The organism is Streptomyces sp. NPDC002643, from assembly GCF_053592555.1.
Genome location: NZ_JBSFVY010000003.1, coordinates 480,574 through 504,062, shown reverse-complemented (window position 1 = coordinate 504,062; position 23,489 = coordinate 480,574). Strand labels below are relative to the sequence as shown.

General features: G+C 68.7%; 20 protein-coding genes. 13 read left to right on the top strand and 7 right to left on the bottom strand.

Annotation, left to right across the window (positions count from 1 at the left end; all coding sequences use genetic code 11):
* Nucleotides 1-361 precede the first annotated feature (361 nt).
* Nucleotides 362-2,581: an NADP-dependent isocitrate dehydrogenase gene (locus tag ACWD4G_RS06900; protein WP_451291133.1), complete on the top strand. Its 2,220-nt coding sequence runs from the start codon at nt 362-364 to the stop codon at nt 2,579-2,581.
* A gap of 132 nt (nt 2,582-2,713) precedes the next feature.
* Here ACWD4G_RS06900 and ACWD4G_RS06895 read toward each other — a convergent pair whose 3' ends face one another.
* On the bottom strand, nt 2,714-3,682 hold the full coding sequence (locus tag ACWD4G_RS06895) for an alpha/beta hydrolase (protein WP_451291132.1): 969 nt from the start codon (nt 3,680-3,682) through the stop codon (nt 2,714-2,716).
* A gap of 378 nt (nt 3,683-4,060) precedes the next feature.
* On the opposite strand from ACWD4G_RS06895, the gene ACWD4G_RS06890 reads away from it, so the two are divergent.
* From ACWD4G_RS06890 to pabB, 8 genes are all read left to right on the top strand, one after another.
* The gene (locus ACWD4G_RS06890) at nt 4,061-4,480 is read left to right on the top strand and encodes a MarR family winged helix-turn-helix transcriptional regulator (RefSeq protein WP_451291163.1); all 420 of its coding nucleotides are present in this window, start codon (nt 4,061-4,063) and stop codon (nt 4,478-4,480) included.
* Nucleotides 4,481-5,079: 599 nt separating this feature from the next.
* Entirely contained in the window at nt 5,080-6,075 is a 996-nt protein-coding gene (locus ACWD4G_RS06885; RefSeq protein ID WP_451291131.1) for a polyprenyl synthetase family protein, read from the top strand.
* 44 nt (nt 6,076-6,119) lie between these two features.
* A complete protein-coding gene (locus ACWD4G_RS06880; RefSeq protein ID WP_451291130.1) occupies nt 6,120-6,998 on the top strand; it encodes an SAM-dependent methyltransferase in 879 nt (292 codons plus the stop codon).
* Between the two features lie 115 nt (nt 6,999-7,113).
* A complete protein-coding gene (locus ACWD4G_RS06875; protein ID WP_451291129.1) occupies nt 7,114-8,286 on the top strand; it encodes a cytochrome P450 in 1,173 nt (390 codons plus the stop codon).
* Nucleotides 8,283-9,221, top strand: a complete 939-nt coding sequence (locus tag ACWD4G_RS06870; RefSeq protein WP_451291128.1) for a 4-hydroxybenzoate octaprenyltransferase — start codon at nt 8,283-8,285, stop codon at nt 9,219-9,221. The genes ACWD4G_RS06875 and ACWD4G_RS06870 overlap by 4 nt, the downstream gene beginning before the upstream one ends.
* 53 nt (nt 9,222-9,274) lie before the next feature.
* On the top strand, nt 9,275-10,105 hold the full coding sequence (locus ACWD4G_RS06865; protein ID WP_451291127.1) for an arylamine N-acetyltransferase family protein: 831 nt from the start codon (nt 9,275-9,277) through the stop codon (nt 10,103-10,105).
* A gap of 26 nt (nt 10,106-10,131) precedes the next feature.
* On the top strand, nt 10,132-11,109 hold the full coding sequence (locus ACWD4G_RS06860; protein WP_451291126.1) for a diiron oxygenase: 978 nt from the start codon (nt 10,132-10,134) through the stop codon (nt 11,107-11,109).
* A 92-nt stretch (nt 11,110-11,201) separates the two neighbouring features.
* Nucleotides 11,202-13,325, top strand: a complete 2,124-nt coding sequence (gene pabB, locus ACWD4G_RS06855; RefSeq protein ID WP_451291125.1) for an aminodeoxychorismate synthase component I — start codon at nt 11,202-11,204, stop codon at nt 13,323-13,325.
* Nucleotides 13,326-13,345: 20 nt separating this feature from the next.
* Here the strand turns inward: pabB and ACWD4G_RS06850 are convergent, their stop codons facing one another.
* The 4 genes from ACWD4G_RS06850 to ACWD4G_RS06835 all read right to left on the bottom strand — a co-directional run bounded on the left by ACWD4G_RS06850 (nt 13,346) and on the right by ACWD4G_RS06835 (nt 17,061).
* On the bottom strand, nt 13,346-13,861 hold the full coding sequence (locus tag ACWD4G_RS06850) for an N-acetyltransferase family protein (protein ID WP_451291124.1): 516 nt from the start codon (nt 13,859-13,861) through the stop codon (nt 13,346-13,348).
* A gap of 12 nt (nt 13,862-13,873) precedes the next feature.
* Complete coding sequence (locus tag ACWD4G_RS06845; RefSeq protein WP_451291123.1) at nt 13,874-14,482, bottom strand: hypothetical protein; 609 nt, start codon at nt 14,480-14,482, stop codon at nt 13,874-13,876.
* 158 nt (nt 14,483-14,640) lie between these two features.
* Nucleotides 14,641-15,957: a flavin-containing monooxygenase gene (locus ACWD4G_RS06840; RefSeq protein ID WP_451291122.1), complete on the bottom strand. Its 1,317-nt coding sequence runs from the start codon at nt 15,955-15,957 to the stop codon at nt 14,641-14,643.
* A gap of 189 nt (nt 15,958-16,146) precedes the next feature.
* Nucleotides 16,147-17,061, bottom strand: coding sequence for a LysR family transcriptional regulator (locus tag ACWD4G_RS06835; protein WP_451291121.1), 915 nt, complete (start codon nt 17,059-17,061; stop codon nt 16,147-16,149).
* A 223-nt stretch (nt 17,062-17,284) separates the two neighbouring features.
* Between ACWD4G_RS06835 and ACWD4G_RS06830 the strand changes: the two genes are divergently transcribed.
* The 3 genes from ACWD4G_RS06830 to ACWD4G_RS06820 all read left to right on the top strand — a co-directional run bounded on the left by ACWD4G_RS06830 (nt 17,285) and on the right by ACWD4G_RS06820 (nt 20,765).
* Nucleotides 17,285-19,189, top strand: coding sequence for an APC family permease (locus ACWD4G_RS06830; protein ID WP_451291120.1), 1,905 nt, complete (start codon nt 17,285-17,287; stop codon nt 19,187-19,189).
* 96 nt (nt 19,190-19,285) lie between these two features.
* Nucleotides 19,286-20,035: an SDR family NAD(P)-dependent oxidoreductase gene (locus ACWD4G_RS06825; protein WP_451291119.1), complete on the top strand. Its 750-nt coding sequence runs from the start codon at nt 19,286-19,288 to the stop codon at nt 20,033-20,035.
* A 31-nt stretch (nt 20,036-20,066) separates the two neighbouring features.
* Nucleotides 20,067-20,765 carry an SDR family NAD(P)-dependent oxidoreductase gene (locus tag ACWD4G_RS06820; RefSeq protein WP_451291118.1) on the top strand — a complete coding sequence of 233 codons (699 nt, stop codon included), beginning with the start codon at nt 20,067-20,069 and terminating at the stop codon, nt 20,763-20,765.
* 49 nt (nt 20,766-20,814) lie between these two features.
* On the opposite strand, the gene ACWD4G_RS06815 is transcribed toward ACWD4G_RS06820, so the two are convergent.
* Together ACWD4G_RS06815 and ACWD4G_RS06810 are read right to left on the bottom strand one after the other, a co-directional pair.
* A complete protein-coding gene (locus tag ACWD4G_RS06815) occupies nt 20,815-21,873 on the bottom strand; it encodes an LLM class flavin-dependent oxidoreductase (RefSeq protein WP_451291117.1) in 1,059 nt (352 codons plus the stop codon).
* An 81-nt stretch (nt 21,874-21,954) separates the two neighbouring features.
* Complete coding sequence (locus tag ACWD4G_RS06810) at nt 21,955-22,944, bottom strand: helix-turn-helix transcriptional regulator (RefSeq protein WP_451291116.1); 990 nt, start codon at nt 22,942-22,944, stop codon at nt 21,955-21,957.
* 98 nt (nt 22,945-23,042) lie between these two features.
* On the opposite strand from ACWD4G_RS06810, the gene ACWD4G_RS06805 reads away from it, so the two are divergent.
* A complete protein-coding gene (locus ACWD4G_RS06805; RefSeq protein ID WP_451291115.1) occupies nt 23,043-23,441 on the top strand; it encodes a VOC family protein in 399 nt (132 codons plus the stop codon).
* Nucleotides 23,442-23,489: the final 48 nt, after the last annotated feature.

The window sequence follows — 23,489 nt, the reverse complement described above, 5'->3', positions numbered from 1 at the left end:
CTGTGCCCCCTTTCTACCCGCCCGGGGGCACCGCCCGGCACCCCTACGGGGCTGTACCCCCCGCCCGGTATGGGGGGGGGGGAAACTCCGCGCCAAGCCACGACGATCCCGCGCAGGCGCACCGACCCCACCCCTCCTTTCGTCCCCCCAGCGGGGGTCTGGGGGCGGCAGCCCCCGGAAAACAGCGGGGTCGAAGGGGCGCCGCCCCTGGGGACGGGAAGGGTAGGGGCGGCGGGGGCGAAAACACTCCCGGCGTACCGAACCCCCCGGCACCGCTTTCCCCCAGACCCCTGTCGAGTCACCACCCGGTACGAGATATCTTGATGTCGAGCAATGTTGCAGACGTGGAGCGGAGCACCCGGTGACTGACTCGACCATCATCTACACACACACTGACGAGGCCCCGGCCCTGGCGACGTATTCGTTCCTGCCGGTGATCAAGGCGTACGCCTCGCAGGCCGGTGTCTCCGTCGAGACCCGTGACATCTCGCTGGCCGGGCGCATCATCGCCGTCTTCCCGGAGTACCTGAACGAGGACCAGCGCATCCCGGACGCCCTGTCCGAGCTGGGTGCGCTGGCGAAGACGCCCGCGGCGAACATCATCAAGCTGCCGAACGTCTCGGCGTCCATCCCCCAGCTGAAGGCCGCGATCGCCGAGCTGCAGGGCCAGGGCTACGCGCTGCCGGACTACCCGGACGACCCGAAGTCGGACGAGGAGCTGGAGATCCGCGCCCGCTACGACAAGATCAAGGGCTCCGCCGTGAACCCGGTCCTGCGTGAGGGCAACTCCGACCGCCGCGCCCCCGCCTCGGTGAAGAACTACGCCAAGACCCACCCGCACCGCATGGGCGCCTGGACCCCCGAGTCCAAGACGAACGTGGCGACGATGGGCCAGAACGACTTCGCCTCCACCGAGAAGTCCGCGGTGATCGCCGAGGACACCACGCTCCGCTTCGAGCTGGTCGGCGCCGACGGCTCCACCACCGCCCTGCGCGCGCCGCTGAAGGTCATCGCCGGTGAGGTCGTCGACGCCGCCGTGCTCCGCGTCGCCGCGCTCCGCGAGTTCCTCGCCGCGCAGGTCGCCCGCGCCAAGGCGGAGGGCGTGCTGTTCTCGGTGCACCTGAAGGCCACGATGATGAAGGTCTCCGACCCGATCATCTTCGGCCACGTCGTCCGCGCCTTCTTCCCGAAGACCTTCGAGCGGTACGGCGCGACGCTGGCCGCCGCCGGACTGTCCCCGAACGACGGTCTGGGCACGATCCTCAAGGGCCTTGAGTCCCTGCCCGAGGGCGACGCGATCAAGGCGTCCTTCGAGGCGGAGATCGCCGAGGGCCCGGCGCTGGCGATGGTCGACTCCGACAAGGGCATCACCAACCTGCACGTCCCGTCCGACGTCATCGTCGACGCCTCGATGCCGGCCATGATCCGCACCTCGGGCCACATGTGGGGCCCGGACGGCCAGGAGGCCGACACCCTCGCGGTGCTCCCGGACTCCTCGTACTCCGGTGTCTACCAGGCCGTGATCGAGGACTGCCGGGCCAACGGCGCCTTCGACCCGTCGACCATGGGCTCGGTCCCGAACGTCGGTCTGATGGCGCAGAAGGCCGAGGAGTACGGCTCCCACGACAAGACCTTCGAGATCCCGGCCGACGGCACCGTCCGCCTGGTCGACGAGGCGGGCAACGTCGTACTGGAGCAGGCCGTCGCCGCCGGTGACATCTTCCGTGCCTGCCAGACCAAGGACGCCCCGATCCGTGACTGGGTCAAGCTGGCCGTCACCCGCGCCCGCGCCACCGGCGACCCGGCCGTCTTCTGGCTGGACGAGAACCGCGGCCACGACGCCCAGCTGATCGCCAAGGTCGAGCAGTACCTGCCGGAGCACGACACCGAGGGCCTGGACATCCGTGTCCTCGCCCCGGTCGAGGCCACCAAGCTGTCGATCGAGCGCATCCGCCGCGGTGAGAACACCATCTCCGTCACCGGCAACGTCCTGCGTGACTACCTCACCGACCTGTTCCCGATCCTGGAGCTGGGCACCAGCGCCAAGATGCTGTCGGTCGTCCCGCTGATGGCGGGCGGCGGTCTGTTCGAGACGGGCGCCGGCGGCTCCGCGCCGAAGCACGTCCAGCAGCTGGTCAAGGAGGACTACCTGCGCTGGGACTCGCTCGGTGAGTTCTTCGCCCTGGTGCCGTCCCTGGAGCAGTACGCCGAGGCCACGGGCAACACCCGCGCCAAGGTCCTCGCCGACACCCTCGACCGCGCCACGGCGACCTTCCTCAACGAGGACAAGTCCCCGTCGCGTCGTCTCGGTGGCATCGACAACCGTGGCAGCCACTTCTACCTGTCCCTGTACTGGGCCCAGGAGCTGGCCGCGCAGACCGACGACGCCGACCTGGCCAAGGCGTTCGCCCCGCTCGCCGAGACGCTCGCCGCGAACGAGCAGACGATCGTCGACGAGCTGATCGCCGTCCAGGGCAAGCCGGCCGACATCGGCGGCTACTACCAGCCCGACCCCGCCAAGGCCGCCGCCGTCATGCGCCCGTCGGCCACGTGGAACGAGGCGCTGGCGAACTTCGCGTAACGCGGCCTCCGCTGACGCGAGTCCGCGTATGACGCCGCCCCCGGCCGGGATCACCCCGGCCGGGGGCGGCGTCGGTCGTGCTGGGCCCGGCCGGGGCCGGGGCGGTGTCGGTCGCGCCGGTCCGCCGTACGGTCACACCGTGCCCAGCGCCCTCCTCAGTGTGGTGATCGCCTGGTTGATCGCGGCCTCGGCGGCGTGCGTCTCGCGCAGGGCGTTGAGCATCACGAAGTCGTGGATGATCCCCTGGTGGCGGACGGCGGTCACGGGGACGCCGGCCTCGCGGAGCTTGTTGGCGTACGCCTCGCCCTCGTCGCGCAGCACATCGGCCTCACCGGTGATGACGAGGGCCGGCGGAAGCCCCTTGAGCTGTTCGGTGGTGGCCCGCAGCGGGGACGCCGTGATCTCGGCGCGCTCCTTCTCGCTGGTCGTGTACTGGTCCCAGAACCACCGCATGGCGTCGAGCCGCAGGAAGTAGCCGGTGGCGAACTGACGGTAGGACGGCGTGTCGAAGTTCGCGTCGGTCACCGGGTAGAAGAGCACCTGCTGGACGAGCGGAACATCGCCGCGTTCCTTGGCCATCAGGGTCAGCGCGGCACTCATGTTGCCGCCGACGGAGTCCCCGGCCACGGCGATCCGGCTCGCGTCCAGGTAGTGGCCGGCGCCCTCGGTGACGATCCAGCGGGCCACGGTGTAGTTCTGCTCGATGGCGACCGGGTAGCGGGCCTCGGGCGACAGGTCGTACTCGGGGAAGACGACCGCGGCCCGCGCCCCCACGGCCAGCTCGCGCACCAGTCGGTCGTGGGTGTGGGCGTTGCCGAAGACCCAGCCCGCGCCGTGGATGTAGAGGATCACCGGCAGCGTCCCCGTGGCTCCGGCGGGCCGGACGAGACGGGCCCTGACCTCGCCGGTGGGCCCGCCCGACACGGTCACCCACTCCTCGTCCACCTCCGGCTTGGCGATGTCACCCGACTGCACCTCGTCGACGGTCTTGCGCCCCTCCACCGGGCCGAGATCGAACAGATACGGCGGATGGGCGGTCGCCTCCGCGAAGGCAGCGGCGGCGGGCTCCAGGACGGGACGGGGGCCGATGGTCTCGGACATGACGGTCTCCTCGGGGGTCGGGGCGCCGCAGACCGGCTCGGGTCGGCGGCTTCGTCGTGGTCGGCGACGCGAACCAACAGTAGCGCGCCATTAAGTCGTGCACAACTCATTAGCGTACGACTATTTTGTGCCCGATAGAGTTGGGGTGGCCGAAAGGTAGTGTGGGAGATCGTCGCGGAGCGCGACACGGGACGGAGGAGCGAGACCGTGAACACAGCCGGCGACACCGCGAGCAGGGCCGCGGCCACAGGGCGGCACGCGGCCCCGGGAGCGCCGGGCACCCCGAGCGGTGCGGGCGGGACGGGCGGCAGTACAGCCAGTACGGTCGGCACGGGTGGCACGGTCGGCACGGGCGGGCCCAACGGCGCGGCCCCCGGTTTGCTCCTGGACGACCAGCTCTGCTTCGCGCTGTACGCCGCCTCCCGCGCGGTGACGGCTCGTTATCGGCCACTGCTCGATGAACTGGGGCTGACCTATCCGCAGTACCTGGTGATGCTGGTCCTCTGGGAGCAGGACTCGATCTCGGTACGCGACCTCGGGGCGGCGCTGCAGCTGGAGTCCAGCACGCTCTCCCCGCTGCTGAAGCGCCTGGAGGCCGGCGGTCTGCTCCGCCGTGAACGCCGCCCCGACGACGAGCGTTCCGTCGCCATCCGGCTCACCGAGACCGGAGCACATCTGAAGGAGCGGGCCCGCACTGTCCCCGTGGACATCGGCGAGGCCATGGGCCTGACCGCCGAACAGCACACCATGACCAAGCAGTTGCTCCGCCTGTTGACGGCGAACGTCAGCCAGGACTGAGGACATCCCGGCCACCGCGGCGGCGGGGACCGGCGGAACGATCGGGAGCCGAATTGCCCGACATATCGAGTTCCGCCGCCGGCTACGTTGTGTGTGACGATTCGATTCGACTCCCGCCGACATAGCGTGCAATGCGACGTAATGGAGCGTGCAAGTGATTCAAGCCAGGCCGGTCTCAAGCGCCGCAAGCTGACCTGCTCATACATGGTCAACGTAAAAGGTTCTGTGATCTCTTTCAGTCAAGCCTTGATCACCCCTCTGGACTCCAGCATTCCGGTGACTTTTAATTAGAGTCCAACGGCCCCGCTTCGGCCTTGAGTTGCTCCCCCCCACCACACGACCATCATTGACGATCCGATACCCGAGGATCGACGTCTCATCACTTACCGCGCACGAGCCCATTACCCATGCCAGATTTCGCGAACTGGGTAATCAGGAGCTTTGCGCGAGCCCCCATGGCACGACATTTCTCCGCATGCTCAAAACATTGATGAGTGTTCATTGGTTCCGTTCATGAACGACATGTGCTGTACCCGCGCGGCTGGAGGAAAATCGCGATGAGCACACACGTCACCTCGTCCACCGGATTACCATCCCTCATGTCGCCGAGGGTGGTGCGGTCCACCGTATTGCCCGTTATTCACCAACAGGTCTCCTTATTGGAGCCGACCCTGTCCCGGGTCTGCCGTTATCACCTGGGTTTCATCGACGAACACGGTGAACCCAGCAGTGCGGAGAATGGAAAACTGACCCGCGCCAGCCTGATGACGGCGGTGGCCGACGGAGTCGGCCTACGGCCAAAGGACGTGCAATTCCAGGCGGCGGCGGTGGAGTTGCTGCACAACGCGACCCTGGTCCACGACGACATCGCCGACGCCGACGACCTGCGCCGTGGCCGCCCGGCCGCGTGGAAGGTCTTCGGCGCCGGTCTGGCCATACACGCCGGGAACGCGTTGCAGATTCTCGGGCTGCGGATGGTCGTGGACGACTCCGGCCCGGGCCACAAGGACATCGCGAGCGCGTTCACCGAGGCCATCGGTCTGGTGCACGCGGGGCAGGCCCGCGAGCTCACCATCCGGCCGGGCTCGGACGCCGGTATCGCGGCGTACGAGCAGATGGTGAAGGAGAAGGCTTCAGCCCTGCTGGAGTGCTCACTGAGGACCCCGGCCATACGGGCGGGCCGACCGGAGTACGTCCTGGCCGCCCTGCGCGACGCGGGTCGGCACCTGGGCATCGCCCTGCAGGTCTCCAACGACGTGGAGGACATCTGGGGCGATCCCGCGCTGACCGGCAAGCCCATCCGCGGCGACATCAGGCGCCGCAACCCGACCTTCCCCGTGCTGGCCGCCCTGTCCACCGGGAGCCCGGCAGGCGACCGACTGAGCCGGCTGTGGCATGCCGACGACGTCACCGCAGCGCACCTTCAGGCGATGGCCGACCTCATCGAGGAGACCGGCGGCCGGTACTCGGCCGAGCAGTTGTCCCGCAGCCATCTGGACTCGGCCGTGGAGCACCTCGAACGAGCCGGCCTGTCCCCGGCCGCGACCGCCGAACTGACCACCTTGTTCGACCGCATCGTCAACCGCACAGCATGACCGCGCCGCCCGACAGGGGCGACACCCGGATAGGAGTGACCACCATGACCACCACCCACGACAGCTCGGCGCCCCCTGTCGTCCGCACCGAATTCGAGCGCCGGGCACAGGCCCACTACGAGACCAAGACCGAGGACCCGATCAACCTCCTGCTGGGCGAGGAGGACGGGCTGTACCACCACCACTACGCCGTCGGCCCCTACGACAAATCCGTGCTGGAGGTTCCCGAGCCCGAGCGGGACGCGGCGATCCTCGCGGAAATGGCCCGGATGGAGAACGAGCAGGTCGAACTGGTGCTGCGAGGGCTGGCCCCGCTCTCGCCCGACGCGAGGGTGTTAGACGGCGGGTCGGGTCGCGGCGGCACGGCCTTCCTCGTCAACCGGCGGTTCGGGTGCGAGGTGGTCGGGGTCAATTGGTGCGCCCACCACATCGAGTTCTCCGAGCGCCTCGCCAAGGAGAAGCACGGCTGCGACGACAAGGTCTCCTTCAAGTTCGCCAACATGTGCGACACCGGTCTGCCCACCGGATCGTTCGACGCCGTGTACACCAACGAGACCACCATGTACGTCAACCCCGCGGAGGCCTTCGCGGAGTTCGCGCGGCTGCTGCGCCCCGGAGGCCGCTATGTCTGCGTCACCTGGTGCGCCAACGACGCCGTGTCGACCACCAGTGAGGCGGTGAAGGCCATCGACGACCACTACGACTGCCACATCAACAACCGCAGCGAGTACTTCAAGGCACTCGCCGACAACCACCTCGTGCCCTCGCAGGTCTGGGACCTCACCCAAGAGGCCATCCCCCACTGGGAGTTGCGATCCCAGTGGGGACTGCGCACCGGCGTGGAGCAGCCGTTCCTCGACGGGCACAGGAGCAATGAGCTCAACTACCTGGTCGTTGTCGCCGAGTACACACCGCCGGCGTAGCGCAACCCGGCCGGAGGCGACTGCCTGGCGTTGCGGACGGGCGCGACTGCCCGGCCGCGCTGGGCGTCGCCTCCGGCGGAGGTCGTCACGGGTCACAACGATGTGGAGATTGCCAGTGAACACCCCAGCTCAACTGCCCTTCGAGCAGACGCATGTACTGCGGGTCGCGCCGGTGCTGCGCACCCTCCAGTCCCAGGGCTCGGTCCATCGGGTGCGTACGCCCGAGGGGGACGAAGCGTGGCTGGTCACCGGTCATGCCCAGGTACAGCGGTTGTTGGACGACGACCGGCTCGGCCGCTCGAATCCCGACCCGGAGGCCGCGGCTCGCGACAAGGGATCGGCGTTTCTCGACAGCCTGCTGGGCGGCCTCGCCAAGGACCACGCCCGGATGCGTTCGCTGCTGGAGTCGCCCTTCTCCCCCGAGCGCATGCTGGCGCTGCGATCCCACGTCGGCACACTGACCGAGGGGCTGCTGGACGATCTGGCCGGGCGGACGCCACCTGTGGATCTACGTCTGGCGCTGGCGCAGCCGCTGCCGATTCTGGTGATGTGCGAGTGGCTCGGTGTCCCCCATGAGGACAAGGAGCGGTTCGGCAGTTGGACTCAGGACGCCGCCAACGTCCAGGACCCGGTCCGGGCCAAGCAGGGGCTGGCCGAGCTGTTCGGCTATTGCCAGAAGCTGGTGGCCGAAAAGCGGCAGAATCCCGGTGATGACGTGATCTCCGGGCTGTGCGCGACCGAGGGCATCAGCGACATGGAAGTCGTGGGGCTGTCCGCGCTGTTGCTGTTCGGTGGTTATGAGACCACGGTGGCCCGCATCGGCACGGGTGCGTCGCTGTTGCTGGCCAACCCCGAGCAGTGGCGGAAATTGCGGGACGATCCGAGCCTCGTCCCGAGTGCGGTGGAGGAAATCCTGCGGATGTCGATGCCGAACCCGCACAACGGCGGCATGCCGCGTTATGCGCGGACGGATCTGGAGATCGATGGAACCACCATCCGGGCCGGTGACTTCGTCCTGCTGAACATCATCGCGGCCAATCACGACGGGACGGTCTTCACCGATCCCGAACGGGTCGATGTCACCCGCCGAACCCCAGGCAGCCTCACCTTCGGACACGGTATGTACTCCTGCGTCGGCGCACCGCTGGCCCGGATGCAGCTGCAGTTGGTGTTCGCCCGGCTCATCGAGCGATTCCCGACCATGCGTCTGGCTGTCGACGTGGAGAAACTGAGGCTGCGCCACGACACATTGATCGGCGGGCTGGTCGAACTCCCGGTGACGTGGTGACCGGTGTCCCGGCTGCGGCGGCCCGCGACAATTCCCCGCTGTTGCAGCGACTGTCTCAGAGCCTGGTCAAGAAGAGCCCCGATTCGATCCGCGCCTATCTCGTGCTGATGCGGCTGCACGCGCCCACGGGAATCGTGCTCTACCTCCTTCCGGGATTGTGGAGTGTCTCCCTCGCCTCCGGGCGACGACCGGATCTGTCGGTGGTGGTATGTCTCGCCGTCGCTGCCGTACTGGTGCGTGGCGCGAGCTGTGCGGTGAACGACGTCGTCGACAAGGACATCGACGCCCGGGTGGCCCGTACGGCGTCGCGTCCTGTCGCGGCGGGGACGATCAGCGTCGGCAGGGCCCTGCTGTTCGGCGCCGCTCAGGCCGTGGTGTCACTGGTGGTTCTGGCGCTGATCAACTGGGAGACGGCGCTGGTGGTCGGGGCCTCGTACCCGTTCCTTGTCGCATATCCGTACATGAAGCGCGTATTTCCGTGGCCCTCGGCATGGCTGGCGTTGGTGATCAGCGTTTATGCCCTGGCCGGCTGGACAGCGGTGACCGGGAGCGTCGACTATCCGCCGGCGGTGATCGGCCTGTACGCCTGTAATTTCTTCTGGACCCTGTTTCATGACACGGTCTATTCCCATCAGGACAAGGAGTACGACCGGAGTATCGGTGTCAGGTCCTCTGCTCTGATGTTCGGCAGGTACAGCAAGGCGTGGCTGGTCGTCTTCGTCGTGCTGAGCGTCACCGGCGCGTTGTGGGCCGGTGTCGAGGAGCGGACGGGCTGGGCCTTTTACATGCTCGTCGCGTGTGCGGGGGGCTTTTTGGCCTATCAGGTCGTGCGCGTGAACCTGGATGAGCCGAAATCCTGCTGGGACACCTTCGTCATGAACCGCTATTTCGGCTGGGTCATTCTCGCGGCGACGGTCGCCGGTCGGTTCACCTGACAGAGCCGCACCCGGTCGAAGGAATCCGCTCACATATGAAGGATGGGACACGCATGACAGATTCGATGTGGCAGGGTGCCGGCGTCGACTTGGACGCCTACCTGTCCCGCGTGGGATACACGGCCGACGTGGCTCCGGATCTCGCCACGCTGCGGGGCCTGCATGCCGCTCATGTCGAGGCGATCGCCTTCGAGAACATCGACGCGGTGCTCGGGCGGCCGGTGCCGTTGGAATTGGACAGCGTCCAGGAGAAGATCGTACGACGTGGCCGTGGCGGCCTGTGTCTGGAGCAGGTCGTCCTGGTGGCGGCCGTGCTGGACCGCATCGGATTCACGTTCTCGGCATTCGCGGCCAGATCGCGGATTCGTACCGGGAACAAATTCGGCCCCGCCGTCCATGTCGCTCTGTGCGTGGAACTGGACGACGAGCGCTGGCTCTTCGATGTGAGTTTCGGTGGATACGGGCTGCATGAGCCGATCCGCCTCGCCGAGGGCTCACGGCTGGAGGGCGACTGGCCCTTCGACATGGTGCGGGAACCGAACGGCGAACACGTACTGCGACTCCTGCGGGCCGAAGGACCGGCGGAACTCTACGGTTTCACCACGGACGCGCGCTGTCCGTCGGACTTCGAGGTCCTCAACCACTACTGTCTGACCCACCCGCGCTCACCGTTCAACAAACGGATCATCCTGCAGCGCACACAGCCCGCGGTGAGGCACGTCCTCATCGGCGACACCCTCACGGAAATGCGGCCCGGAGAACCGACGGCCCACCGGGAACTCGACGAGGAAGAGGCTCTTTCCGCTCCCGAGAAGATCTTCGGGATCGCACTGGAGCCGGGCGATGTCCAGTCCCTCAAGGCCATGGCGGGCCCGGGAGAATGACCGATCCGGAATGCGGAGCATTACCCGTGGCGGAACGGCTGCGGTCGCTCCCGGAACACGACCCGAATGACGCGGTGGAGAACGCCGTCATCAGCAGGCTCGCCGACAACTGGAACCGGCGTGCCACGGTCAGGCGGCGGGGGGAGACTCTCGACGACGTCTTCGAGCGGGACAGGCCGGACTTCCCCGTGGCCCTGCTGCCTTTCCGCAATCACCCCACGTATCTCGCTCTCGACGACGAGGTCAAGTCCAGGATTCTCGCGTGGGGTTGGGTGGCCTTCAACAAGAACATCATGGATATCGAGCAATGCGTGGTCAATCCGGGGTTCAGCTTGATCGCCACGGAAGCCTTCGACACCGGGCTGGGCGAGTCCATGGCCATAGCGGTCACACAGGCCATGGTTGACGAGCAGTACCACACGCTGATGCATCTGAACGCCAGCGCCGTCACACGTCGGCAACGCGGCTGGCGCATGCCCGAGTCGGCGCTTCCCCTCGGATACAAGGCACGTCGGCACGCGCATCGGCTCGCCACCGCCGACTCATCCGAGCATCAGGCCCTGGTCTCGCTCGCCTTCACCACGGTCGCGGAAATCTCGGTGAACGCCCATCTGGACCTCATCGCCGAGGATCACGAGATCCAGCCCGTCAACCGCATGACGGCCGTCCTGCACAACCGTGACGAATACTGCCACGCCTCCATCGCGGACACGATCGCCCAGGAGGCATGGAAGCGTTTCACCGCCGAGCAACGCGACTGCTTCCTCGCCGAACTGGCCGACGGCATGGAGGCGTTCGCCGCCCACGACTTCACGACCTGGGCGCGGATCATGGAACTGCTCGGAGTGGAGGGGGGCGAACAGATGCTGCGGGACATCAAGGGCAGCTCCGGCAGTGGACGCCTCCTCCAGGACTTCAGCGGGCTGCGGCGACTGTGCGAGGAGCTGGATGTCCTCAACTCCCTCCCCTTCGACTGGTCGACGGTGACCACCGGCACCCCCTGACGACCGCCGGCCACGCCGCACCCGATGTCCGAGTCATGTACGCCAAGCGGCGATCCGATGGACCGCCTCCGACAACCACCTGGTGCTGACCCATGCGCGTCCTGCTCATCGACAACTACGATTCCTACACCTACAACCTGTACCAACTCCTGGCGAAGGTGTACGGCATCACGCCCGTCGTCGTACGGAACGACGCCGCAGCCTGGGACCACCTCGATCTGGACGGCTTCGACGCCGCGGTCATCTCGCCGGGACCGGGGCACCCGGCCGTCCCCCGCGACTTCGGGCGCTCCCGCGACGTCCTGGAGCATTCCCGGCTGCCGGTCCTGGGTGTGTGTCTCGGGCACCAGGGCATGGGACTGCTGTCGGACGCGCGGATCGTCCCCGCCCCGCAGCCCCGGCACGGGCATCTGTCCACGATCCGGCACAGCGGTGAGGGACTCTTCGCCGGCCTCCCGCAGGAGTTCACGGCCGTGCGCTACCACTCGCTGAGCGTCGCCGAACCCGGGCCCGCCCACCTCCGGATCACCGCGCGCGCCGAGGACGGAGTGGTCATGGGCCTGGCCCACCGCGATCGCCCTTGGTGGGGGGTGCAATTCCACCCCGAGTCGATCTGCACGGAGCACGGCGCCCGGCTCGTGGCGAACTTCCGTGACCTGGCACTCGCCTCGGGCTCACACCGGGGTAGCGCCGACATCCGTGACCGCCGAGTCGGCACCGCCACCCCTGACATGAACGGCATATCCGCGTGTGCCGCGCCGTCGACTCCCCACCCGGCCCCCGTACAACTCCAGGCGCAGTTCAGCATCCTGGACACAGCCGTCGACGCCGAGGCCGCGTTCCTGGCCCTGTACGGCGACAGCGCACGCTCCTTCTGGCTCGACAGCTCACACGTCGAACCGGGCCTGGCCCGGTTCTCCTTCCTCGGTTCGGCGGACGCGCCCGGAGCCGAGACGCTGACCTACCGGGTGGAGGACGAACACGTCGTCGTCGAGCCCGCGGACGGCATTCCTCGCCGGGAGGACGGCACCATCTTCGACGCCCTCAATCGCCGCACCGGCCGAGTGGTCGCCGGTGCCGAGGAATTACCCTTCGATTTCGTCGGCGGCCACGTCGGTTACTTCGGTTACGAGTTGAAGGCCGATCTCGGCGCGCGGCGCACCCACCGGTCCGAAACCCCGGACGCGGTGTGGCTCCAGGCCGACCGCTTCATCGCCGTGGACCACGCCGAGAACCGTACCTATGTCGTCGCCGTGTGCGAGCAGCAGGACCTGGACGCCGCCCAGAAGTGGATCAGGACGGTGGTCCCCACCTTGGCCGACCTGCCCACGGCACAGCCCGACACATCTCCCCCGCCGCGCGCCGAGAACCATGACGCGCCGAGACGACTGGTCCGCTCACGCACCCAGTACCTGGCCGACATCGATGAGTGCGATCGACGGCTGCGGGAGGGTGTGAGCTACGAGATATGCCTCACCAACAAACTCCGTCTGCCCGCACCGGAGAACGATGTCGCCTACTACCAGCGCCTGCGCCGGCTGAACCCCGCTCCGTACTCCGCGTTGCTGCGCCTCGGCGAGGTGACGGTTCTCAGCTCGTCACCCGAGCGATTCCTCAAGGTGGACGCCACGCGCACGGTGGAGACCAAACCCATCAAAGGCACAGCGCCCCGCCATCCGGACCCGCGCACCGATGACGAGCGACGGCGCTCCCTGCAGATGGACCCCAAGACCCGTGCCGAGAATCTCATGATCGTGGATCTGCTGCGCAACGACCTCGGACAGATCTGCGCGATCGGCAGCGTCGCCGTCCCCTCGCTCATGGCGACGGAGTCCTACGCCACCGTGCACCAGTTGGTCTCCACGGTCACCGGGACGCTGCGCGACGGCACCTCCGCCGTGGACGCCGTACGGGCGTGCTTCCCCGGCGGCTCCATGACGGGAGCGCCGAAGCTGCGCACCATGGAGATCATCGACACTCTGGAGAGTGAGGCCCGCGGAGTCTACTCGGGAGCCCTCGGCTTCATCGGGTACACCGGCACCGCCGACCTCAGCATCGTCATCCGCACCGCTGTCAGCCACGACGGCGAACTGACCATCGGCGCGGGCGGCGCCATCGTCCTCGACTCGGACCCCGCCGCGGAGTACGAGGAAATGCTCCTCAAGGCCGAAGCGACCCTGCGAGCACTGCCGAAAGCGAGGGTCTCGGGCTCGTAGAGGCCGACTCGCAGCATCCGCTAGGACAGGTCCGCCTGCTCCGTGGAAAGGTCGATGGAGAACGCCACCCGGTCGAGTCCGGGGCCGTCGTAGTCCGGCTTCACGGCCGAGGCCGTGAAGCCGAGTCGGGTGTGAAATGCCCGCGACGCGGTGTTCTCCGGGCTGGTGATGCAGTGCGCGTAACGGCGCCCATGTGACCGTGCGAGCGCGAAGAAGGCCCGGTAGAGGGCACGCCCGACACCCTGTCCGTGCAGCGCCGGGTCGACTCCGACGAAGTGCACATAGGCGGTTTCGGGCTCCGCCTGCGACAGGAAACCGACCAGGAAGGCGGCCACTTCTCCACTGCCGCGTTCGACCAGAAAACTGGTGGTGGTGAAGTGCTGGAAGTACAGCCGGGGCAGAAGCAGCGCACGTTCCGTCGCCCCTGCCTCCCCCTTCAGACCACCCCACCATGTGTCCAGTACGGCGAGCACGCGCAGATGATCCTCGTCGGCGAGGTGTCGGGCCGTCAGGCCGGCGGGAAGATCGTCGATCATCCGTGCAGTCTGTCAGCCGCGCGAGGTACCTCGCGAGGGCCAAGTCGCCACAAGTGCTCGCAGGTCCGGAAAGCGGGGGCCGGAGACTGTCTCGTGGGTGGGTTCGCCGTTGAGCCAGCACACTTGCTCGGGGGCGCCATCGCCGGTGTCGAACAGGCAGCACACTCCGCCGCTGTCGGCGGTGAGGTCGGTGAACATCTTCCTGATGTTCACCGACCGCGCGAACAAGCGGCTCGTCCCCGACGTCGCCGCCCAGCACTCCACCGATGTGTAGCCGGGGTGCAGGAGGGACTCGAACCGGATCGTCGCGTAGACGTACCCGATCTGGATGCGCCCGTCCGCATCGGGTTCAGGGCCGTCCGTCCGCGCGAACTCGGCCAGCGCGTCATCGACGTCGACCATGAGGGACGTGTCGAGTTCGAGCGTGCCGCTCGTGGAGCAGTCGACCGGCTCGCTCGTGAAATGGGACGTGAACGGGAGGACGAGACGGTCGCCGCCGGGCAGGGTGATCTCCAGCGGCGCCGCGACACGGGCCGGTGGCGCCAGCTCGGCCAGATGGGCCAACGCCCTGGCGGCATTCCGAGGAGGCAGATAGATGTCGTAGCCGTAGATCAGCCCCACGCTTCCCCCTGTCCCGAACCGAACCGCACCCTCTCATGACCCGCCCCTCGGGCGCTTGTCGACGCAGAGCGACCGGTTCGGACGGTTGGGGACATCACCGTGAATGGTCGACTCCCGGACCCGGCGCATCCCATGCGACGGCCGAACCACACGCTCACTTACGCCGGCAGGAGTGAGGGCGTCGCGTTGCCCGAGGACATCCGGTAGGCCGCGAGCAGGCGTTCGGTGTCGGCCATCTGCCGCAGCCAGCCGTCGCGCACCACGTCGATAGCCGTCTCAGGTTCCTGAAGGGACGCCAGATAGCGGGCGATCGGGGCGCCCTGCGGCCCCGCCTGCTCGTGCAGCTCGATCATCTTGGCCACGAGCTTGGTCTGCATGCCGTAGACCGGGATCTGGGGACCGCGCGGAGCGATGAGGCCGATGAAGTACAGCTTCTCGGCGGTCTCCGTCACGATGCCCCCGGCGTAGCGGACCGGTGCTCCGGCGGTCCAGGGGAACAGGGTGTCGTCGAGGAACGGGAGCCGGACGTTGAAGCCGGTGGCCCACAGGACGGTGTCGTAGTCGCGGGCCGATCCGTCGCTGAAGTGGACGGTGTTGCCGTCGAACCGCTCGATGCCGGGCCGGACGGTGATGCGGCCGTGGTGAATCCAGTACAGCAGAAGGTCGTTGACGACCGCGCGGCCCTCGGCGAGGGTGGCGCCCTCGGGTTTCGGCATACCGGGGTAGGCGTTCCACTCGCCGATCGACAGGCGGGCCATGAGCCGGTTGATCAGGTCCTGCTCCGTCGGAGAGAACTCCGCGAGGAACGGCACCTGTGGGCGTGGCACACCGAAGTACGTCTTGGGCTGGAACCACGATCCGTGCCGGACGACGATGTCGGCGTCCAGGCGGTGCTGGGCGAGGTCGACGGCGAGGTCGCAGCCGGAGTTTCCGGCGCCGACCACGAGAACGCGGTCCCCGTCGAGGTCGGAGGTGTTCCGGTAGACCCCCGAGTGGATCGTCCTGCCGGTGAACTCGCCCGGGATATCGGGGATCTTGGGGTCCCACAGATGGCCGTTGGCCACGAGGACGCCGTCGTAGACCTCGTCGCGCCCGGTGGAGGTGGTCACGCGCCAGCCGTACGAACCCGGCGAACCCGCGGGCGCGTCGGCGGGGCCCTCGACCGGCTCGACGCTCGTCACCGCCGTACCGAACTGGATGACGTCGTAGAGGCCGTGCTCGCGGGCGTACGACTCGATGTAGGCGCGTACCTGGTCGCGGCGCGGGAAGTGCGGGTAGTCGGCGGGCATCGGAAAGTCCTCGAACGTCGTCATGTCCCGTGACGTGATGAGGTGGAGGGCGTCGTAGTCGGTGTGCCAGTGGCCGCCGACCCGGTCGGTCTTCTCGAAGCAGTCGACGTCGAGGCCGAGTCGACGGAGCTGCTGGAGAGCGGAGACGCCTGCGGCGCCGGCACCGATGACGCAGTAGCGGGGCATGGAGATTCCCTTCGTGGGCGGGATCGATCCGTGCGGGGGTGCGAGGAGAGGGCCTCAGGGCCTCGATGGAGACGGCTTCGAGGCCTCGGGCGAGATGGCTTCGGGGCCCCGGTGGACGATGGCCTCAGTATTGGCAGCGGGACTGCTCTAGGTGAAGCCGCGATTTCTGTGTGTGCCCCAAGGCTTTCCCTATGGCTGGAGGGTGGTCTCCAGTGCGGTCAGGCGTTTCGCGGCCAGTTCCATCAGCACGCGCGTGGCCGGTGAGAGGTGGGCCTCGCGGCGGGTGATGAAGGCGAAGGTCTCGTGCAGCGGCGGGTCCAGCGAGACCGCGTGCAGACGGTCCATATGGCCGAGGCAGTGGGCGAGGGGCAGGGAGATGACCGTGTCACCGACTCCGCGGGAGGCGAGGGCGAGGGCCAGCGCCGGGGACTCGACCTCGACCACCGGGGTCAGGGAGAGACCTTCCTTCTGTACGCGTTCCAGGAGTTGGTGCCGGGTGGGGTCGGCGTTGCCCCAACGGGCCTCGGGGAGGATGAGCGGCGCCTCGGCCAGCCGCCGGACGGTCAGCGGTTCGGTGGTGTGCGAGGGGTCGCTGCTGAGGTAGACGGCCTCGCAGGTCCACACGACGCCGCTGACGTCGAGCCCGCGGTCGTCCACGGGCAGGGAGACGAGCCCCGCCTCCAGCGTGCCCTCGCGGACGGCGTCGGCGACCTCGGAGGAGTTCAGGCCCACGACCCGGACCCGCACCTGTGGGTGGCGGGCGCGGAAGTCGGCGATCAGGTCGTTCAGCACCAGGTGCTGCGCGCTGCTGAAGGTCCCGAGGGTGACGGTGCCGCCGGTGAGGGTGCGCACGCCGCGCACCGATTCGTGCGCCTCCTTCGCGGCGGCCAGCGCGTGCTGGGCGCGCGGGAGCAGCAGTTGCCCGGCCTCGGTGAGCACCAGCTTGCGGTTGGTGCGCACGAAGAGGGGGACGCCGAGCGAGTGCTCCAGGCGCCGGATCTGCTCGGACAGGCTGGGCTGGGCGATGTACAGGGCCTCGGCCGCCGCGGAGAAGGAGCCGTGCTCGACGGCGGCGAGGAAGTACGTCAGCTGCTGGAGAGTCATCGCGCCGCCCACCGAGAAGGTCTGCCAGGTCTGCCAAAGGTTCTGCCTTGAGGAACCCCGGAACTTCGAGGGTTCACCAATCGTTCAGGGGCTCCTCATACTCACGGCAAGCGCTGAGGCGGTCAACGGTTCCGCGCACGACATCGCGACACCCCGGCCTCCCCGCACCCTCACGCTCAGGTTCCTCCCGCTTCGCCACTCCCCAGGCCAAGGAGGTCTACCCGTGCCGCAAACCCCCGACCAGTCCCCGCGAACCGTCCCGGACGAGGGTGCCGACGGCAGGCTCCGCCGCAGCATGTCCCTCCAGCAGGTCCTCTTCCTCGGCGTCGGCGGCCAGATCGGCTCCGGCTGGCTCTTCGCGATGCTCTACGCCGCGGGCGCCGCGGGGCCTGCCGCGATCATCTCCTGGCTGATCGGCGGCGCCCTGATCATGCTGATCGCGCTGGCGTGGATCGAGGTCGGCGCCGCTCTGCCCCGCAGCGGCGCCATCGTCCGCTACCCGTATCTCACCCACGGCGGCCTGACCGGCTGGATCATGGGCTTCTCCTACTGGATCGCCAACATCTCGCTGCCCGCGATCGAGGCCCTTGCCGTCATCACCTACCTCGGCGACGCCTTCCCCGGGCTGGACATGCTGGAAGTGAAGGGCGGGGTGTCGGTGCTGACCTGGCCGACCGGCATTCTCACGGCCATCGGACTGATGGTCCTCTTCTACTTCGTCAACGCCTTCGGCGTACGGCTGCTCAGCGAGGCCAACCGTTGGGTGACCTGGTGGAAGATCCTCGTTCCCTCGGCCACGTTCGTGCTGCTGCTGTTCGTCTTCAACTCCTCCAACTACACCGCCCACGGCTTCTTCCCCGGAGGCGGCGGTTCGGTCTTCGAGACGGTCGCGGTGTCCGGCATCGCCTTCGCGCTGATGGGTTTCCGCGGCGTGATCGACTTCAGCGGCGAAGTGGTCAACCCCAGGCGTACGATCCCGCTGGGCACGGTGGGCTGCGTGCTGATCCCGCTGGCCGTCTACCTGGCCCTGCAGATCGCCTTCATCGGCGCCGTCAACTGGGGTGACGCGGGAATCTCCGTGGGCGACTGGTCGGCCCTCGGCGGCAGCGAATGGGCGGACGGCCCGCTGCTGCACGCCCTGCGGGCCTCCTCGATGGCGGCGCTGGGCGCCTTCGCGACCGTCCTGCTCATCGACGCGATCGTCTCCCCGGGCGCCGCCGGTTACATCTACCTCGGCACCGCCGCCCGCGTCGGCTTCGGGCTGAGCGTGCACGGCTACCTGCCCAAGGCGTTCCAGAAGACCAACAAGCACGGCATCCCGTGGGTGTCCACGGTCGTGACCTTCGTCGTCGGCTGCGTGTTCTTCCTGCCCGCCCCGAGCTGGTACCGACTGGTCGGCTTCATCAGCGCCGCGATGGTGCTCAGCGCCCTGATGGCAGCGGTCTGCCTGCCGGTGATGCGCCGTCACGCCCCATCCCTCCCCAGGCCGTTCATGCTCCGGCAGCCGAGGATCTGGGCCCCGGCCGGCTTCCTCGCCGCCGCCGCGATCATGTACTGGGCGGGCTACGTCACCCTGGTCAACCTCACCGTCGTGACCTTCGCCGGGCTCGCGGTGTACGGCGCGCACTACGCCCCGCACCGGGGCTGGATCTCCCGCCGAACCGGCCTGACGGTGAGCGCGGTCTACCTGGCCGCCTGGGTCTACGTCAGCGACAAGGGCGGCTGGTTCCTCGCCACCGGCACCGAAGCCGCCGACGGCAGCTGGTCGTTCCCCGTCTACTGCGCCGCGAGCACAGCCGTGGTCGTCGCCTACGTCGCGGTGGTGTGGCTGCTGGCCGACCCCGAGGGCAGACGGCACACCCGCGGCGGCTTCTGGCTGGTCTTCCTGCTCCTGGCGACCCTTCCGATCTCGTACGTCGGTGAGTTCGGCCCCGTGAAGGACCTCGCCTTCCCCGTCGGCACCCTGCTCGAACTCGGCGTGGCCCTCATCACCTACTACTGGGGCGTCGCCTCCGGGTTCGCCACCGAGGAACTCCACCAGAGCGTCGCGCTGGAGATCAGCCGCGAGGCCGCTGACCTCCGGCCCGCACCGGCGGCAGCGGCGGCAGCGGCGGCAGCGGCCGAGTGAGCCGACGTCCGGAGCCCGGGCCGCGCTCACGGCGGCCGGGGCACGCCCCGTACACCTGTGCCGAATCCGTGCAACCCCCCCTCAGAGGAGACCGAGTTGAGCACGCACCCTCCCCGTCTGTCCGGCAGGACCGTCCTGATCACCGGCGCGGCCCGTGGCCAGGGCGCCTCGCACGCCGAACGGCTCGCCTCCGAAGGCGCCCGGGTCCTGGCCTGCGACATCCTCGACGACGAGGGCAAGGCCACCGCGGCCCGCCTCCAGGAAGCCGGCCTCGACGTGGAGTATCTGCACCTCGACGTCACCTCACGCGCCGACTGGGCCCGGGCCGTCGAACACGCCCGCACGGCCACCGGCCGTCTGGACGTGCTGGTCAACAACGCCGGGATCATCCACGTCAACCCGTTCCTCGACGAGCGCCCCGAGGACTGGAACGACACCTTCGCGGTCAACGTCACCGGCGCCCTGCTCGGCATCCAGGCGGCCGTACCGCTGATGCGGGCGAGCGGCGGCGGCTCGATCATCAACACCGCCTCGATCTTCGGCGTGGCGGGCGCCGCCGGCTATGTCGCCTACTGCGCCAGCAAGGGCGCGCTGATCGCGCTCACCAAGACCGCCGCCCTCGAACTGGCCGCCGACGGCATCCGCGTCAACGCCCTGTGCCCCGGCGGGGTCAGCACCCCCATGAACGAACACGAGAAGGAAGGCGGAGTGATCCCGCAGACCCCGATGGGCCGCCGCGCCCATGTCCGGGAGATCTCCGGGGCGGTCGCCTTCCTCGCGTCGGACGACTCCAGCTTCACCACCGGAACGGAGATGATCGTCGATGGCGGCTTCCTCGCCCACTGAGTCCTCTGAGTCCTCTGAGTCCTCCGCGGTCATGTCCACGGCCTTGGTGACCGGCGCGGCCAGCGGCATGGGCCGCGCCGTCGCGGAACGCTTCCTCACCGAGGGCTGGACGGTCCTGGGCGTGGACCGCGACGCCGAGGCCCTCGGCAGGACGGCCACCGAACTGGGCCCGGCCTTCCGCCCGTTGGCAGTGGACATCACGGACCGCAGGGCGGTGTCCGAGGCGCTCGGCAGCCCGGTCGGCCTGCGTGCCGTGGTCAACGCGGCCGGTATCTATCCGCCCACCCTGCTGGCCGACTACGACGAGGCGACCTACCGGCGCGTCTTCGACGTGAACGTCCTCGGCACCCTCAACGTCACCGCCGAGGCCGCCCCCGCGCTGCGTGCCGCCGGCGGCGGCACGATCGTCAACTTCGCCTCCATCGACGCCTTCGCCGTCTCCCCCGGCCAGCTGATCTACAGCGCCTCGAAGGCCGCCGTGGTCTGCCTGACCCGCTCCCTCGCCCACGAACTCGGCCCCGACGGCATCGCCGTCAACGCCGTCGCACCCGGCTGGGTCGACACCCCGGGCACCCGCGCGGGCGGCCGGATGGAAGAAGCCGTCAAGGCCGTCCCGCTGGGCCGCGCCGCCCAGCCCGAGGAGATCGCCGACTGGGTCTGGAAACTGTGCCACGGCACCTATCTGACCGGCGAAACACTGGTGGTCAGCGGCGGCCTGACGGTCCGCTGACCCTGCGGGGAGGGCATCACTGACGCGGGCGTGCGACGGGCGGGTCCGCTCAGGTGATGAGTTTCGCGAGCTGGGCCATCTCGGTGGGCGGGTCGATCACCGGCTGGATGAGGAGTTCGTCGACGCCGGCCTGTTCCAGGGTGGCGATGCGGGCGAGGAGGTCGTCACGGGTGCCGACCAGGGCCAGGGTGTTCATCAGCGAGGGCAGAACGAGGTCCCGGTCCTGCGGTGCGATGCGTCCGAGGTAGCCGGGGTAGAGCTTGGTGTGCCGGTCCGGCGCGGTGGCGGTGGTGCCGCGCCGGTCGAGGAGCCGGCGCACCGCTTCGCGTTCCTCAGGGCTGAGTCGCTCGGCGAAGGCCGCTTCTTCGGCGGCTGTGTCGGCGGCGAAGGCCAGCAGCGACAGGACGAGGTGGCCGGTCGCGTCCCGGGCCGCGTCGCCGTGGGGGTCCTCGCCCTCGCTCTCGTCCTGTATGTGGAGCGCGGTGACCACGTAGGAGTCGGTGTCGCGGGGTGTGTCCCGGGCGGCGCGGCGGCGGGCGTCGTGCAGCGCGTGCCAGGCGGTGGGGTCCAGCAGGCCGAAGGAGATGAGGCCGGTGCCGCGGCGTCCGGCGACGGCGGCGGCCTTCGGTCCGAGTGCGGCCACGACGAACTCGACCGGGTCGGCGGTGTTCACGTGCCCCGCGGTGTGCAGGAACCGGATGTCGCGCACCCGGTCGCCTTCGCGGTACTGGGTCGAGCGTCCGGCGCACAGGTCCTGCAGTGCGGCGGTGAAGTCCTCCAGCCTCGCCGCCGTGCTCGGCCGCATGCCCAGGGTGCGCCGGGCGGTGTTTCCGGTGCCGACGCCGCAGATGATCCGGCCCGGTGCCAGAGCGTTGAGGCCGGCGAGCCCGCTCGCGGCGGCCGGGGCCGAGCGCAGCGCCGGTGAGGTCACGCCGATACCGAGCCTGATGCGGCTGGTGGCCTTCGCGCACAGGCTCAGGGCGACGAAGGGATCGCCGTGGACCATCGGGGTGTCGTTGACCCAGAAGCTGTGCAAGCCCAACTCCTCGGCCCGTACGGCGAGGTCCTCCACTCCGGGCCGCGCGCTGACCACGATGCCTGCACGCATCGCAACCTCCAAGGTATGCGGATGGAATCGCACTTGCTCAGTGTGACAGTTGTGCCATCTCATGACGTTGGTTCCGCGCGGTCAGACCCGGCGGGCGTAAAACGTGAGGCGTTCGGCGAGCGCGGTGACGAGGTCGCGGAGTTCATCGGGGCGCTCGATGACGAACGGCCGGTCGAGTGCGGCGAGTACCGGAGGCAACCAGTCGAGCCGCTGCGCCCGCAGCTCGACGCGCAGCCAGCGCTCGGACGCCGGGTCCTCGCCCGCCGCGGGCTCGTGGTCCGCCAGGCTCGCGACGCCGGCGGGGAGGTGGGCGCGGATCTGCTCAACTGTCCCGTGGATACGCAAGGTCACCTCATGCCGGTACTCGGCCGTGGCGAATCCTGACAACACTCGCTGTACAGGATCGGGACCCATGGGCGCTTCGAATGAGCCGGGCAGGGTTCGCGCGTCCGCGATGCGATCGAGCCGGAAGGTTCGGTCCTCGCCGATCCGGGCGTCCTTGCCCGTGACGTACCAGCGGCCCGCGTGGGCGACGATCCCGTAGGCGTGCAGTGTGCGTTCGCTGCGCCGTCCGTCGCGGTCGGTGTAGCGGATCGAGACCGGTCGGCGGTGGCGCACCGCATCGGCGACGGTGAGCAGGAGTCCGGCGTCCGGGGTGCCGAACTCGCCGGGCCGGGCGGTGAAGGCGAGGGTTTCCAGGAGGGTGTCGAGCCGGCGGGCGAGGTGCTTGGGCAGTACCCGCCGGATCTTCGCCGATGCCGTCTCGTTCGCCGTGCGCTGCGTCGTCGTCAGCCCCGCCCGGCGGCCGGCGACCAGGCCGAGCAGCACGGCCAGCGCCTCGTCTTCGCTGAGCATGAGCGGAGGCAAGCGGTACCCGGGGGCGAGCCGGTATCCGCCGTAGCGGCCGCGTACCGACTCCACGGGCACGTCCAGGTCGATCAGCTGGTCCACATACCGGCGCACGGTGCGCCCTTCGACACCGAGACGGTCGGCGAGTTCGGCCACCGTCCGGGTGCCGCCCGACTGCAGCAGCTCCAGGAGTGTCAGCACGCGGCCGGTGGGTCGGGGCATGTTCGCACCCTAACGCGAATACAGGACCGATTCTGTCCACTATTCCTCCTAGCCTGCGCAGTGCACGCCTCACCTCCGGCACAGCCAAGGAGATCCCCATGGACTTCGTCTCGATCCGCATCATCACCAGCGACGTGGCGCGCCTCGTCGACTTCTACGAGCGCGCCACAGGGGCGCGGGCGACATGGGCCACCGAGGACTTCGCCGAACTCAGGACCGCGGGCGCCACCCTCGCGATCGCCGGCACCCGCACGGTCCCGCTGTTCGCCCCGGGCTCCGCCCGTCCGGCGGACAACCACAGCGTGATCACCGAATTCCTCGTCGACGACGTGGACCGCGTTCACCAGAACCTGACCGGCTTCGTCACCGACTTCGTCACCGAGCCCACCACGATGCCCTGGGGCAACCGGTCGCTGCTGTTCCGCGACCCCGACGGCACCCTCGTCAACTTCTTCACCCCCGTCACCCCGGCGGCCATCGAAAAGTTCGCACGCTGACGCCGCGCACAGCCACTCACACATGATCCCCACAGCCAACTTCCTTTC

What these genes read in the sequence shown, in the direction of transcription:
- ACWD4G_RS06895 (WP_451291132.1), bottom strand. Translation starts at nt 3,682, where the DNA reads ATGTCCGAGACCATCGGCCCCCGTCCCGTCCTGGAGCCCGCCGCCGCT.
- ACWD4G_RS06885 (WP_451291131.1), top strand. Translation starts at nt 5,080, where the DNA reads ATGTCGCCGAGGGTGGTGCGGTCCACCGTATTGCCCGTTATTCACCAA.
- ACWD4G_RS06880 (WP_451291130.1), top strand. Translation starts at nt 6,120, where the DNA reads ATGACCACCACCCACGACAGCTCGGCGCCCCCTGTCGTCCGCACCGAA.
- ACWD4G_RS06865 (WP_451291127.1), top strand. Translation starts at nt 9,275, where the DNA reads ATGACAGATTCGATGTGGCAGGGTGCCGGCGTCGACTTGGACGCCTAC.
- pabB (WP_451291125.1), top strand. Translation starts at nt 11,202, where the DNA reads ATGCGCGTCCTGCTCATCGACAACTACGATTCCTACACCTACAACCTG.
- ACWD4G_RS06850 (WP_451291124.1), bottom strand. Translation starts at nt 13,861, where the DNA reads ATGATCGACGATCTTCCCGCCGGCCTGACGGCCCGACACCTCGCCGAC.
- ACWD4G_RS06840 (WP_451291122.1), bottom strand. Translation starts at nt 15,957, where the DNA reads ATGCCCCGCTACTGCGTCATCGGTGCCGGCGCCGCAGGCGTCTCCGCT.
- ACWD4G_RS06835 (WP_451291121.1), bottom strand. Translation starts at nt 17,061, where the DNA reads ATGACTCTCCAGCAGCTGACGTACTTCCTCGCCGCCGTCGAGCACGGC.
- ACWD4G_RS06820 (WP_451291118.1), top strand. Translation starts at nt 20,067, where the DNA reads ATGTCCACGGCCTTGGTGACCGGCGCGGCCAGCGGCATGGGCCGCGCC.
- ACWD4G_RS06815 (WP_451291117.1), bottom strand. Translation starts at nt 21,873, where the DNA reads ATGCGTGCAGGCATCGTGGTCAGCGCGCGGCCCGGAGTGGAGGACCTC.
- ACWD4G_RS06810 (WP_451291116.1), bottom strand. Translation starts at nt 22,944, where the DNA reads ATGCCCCGACCCACCGGCCGCGTGCTGACACTCCTGGAGCTGCTGCAG.
- ACWD4G_RS06805 (WP_451291115.1), top strand. Translation starts at nt 23,043, where the DNA reads ATGGACTTCGTCTCGATCCGCATCATCACCAGCGACGTGGCGCGCCTC.